A 311-nucleotide genomic window follows, 5' to 3' on the forward strand; every position below is an offset into this window, starting at 1 on the left:
GGTATTCGCACCTCCCCGACGCTTATCGCAGCGTATCACGTCCTTCATCGCCTGTGCATGCCAAGGCATCCACCAAATGCCCTTAAGACACTTGATCACTCTCATTGCCAATATCCATCAAAACAGCTTTTAAAGCCGCATTATGCGACGCCGAATGTTGCCATTCGACTGCAAATGCTTGTTTCAACAGTATCAGCAGAAAGACCAGCTTCTCGAGATACAATCGGTGACGGCGGTTAAACACATCAATCATAATGCAAGGCTTGAGCAAGCCATTGCGACATCAACTGGATAGTTGATCCGATTACATC

The 311-nt window shown here is 47.3% G+C and carries 1 rRNA gene; it reads right to left on the minus strand.

Going from position 1 to position 311, the window contains the following annotated elements:
• Nucleotides 1–97 (minus strand): 23S ribosomal RNA (locus ACS5UA_RS22920); the annotation flags it as partial.
• Nucleotides 98–311 lie beyond the last annotated feature (214 nt).

The organism is Brucella sp. RRSP16, assembly GCF_052246815.1.
Lineage (GTDB): Bacteria > Pseudomonadota > Alphaproteobacteria > Rhizobiales > Rhizobiaceae > Brucella > Brucella intermedia.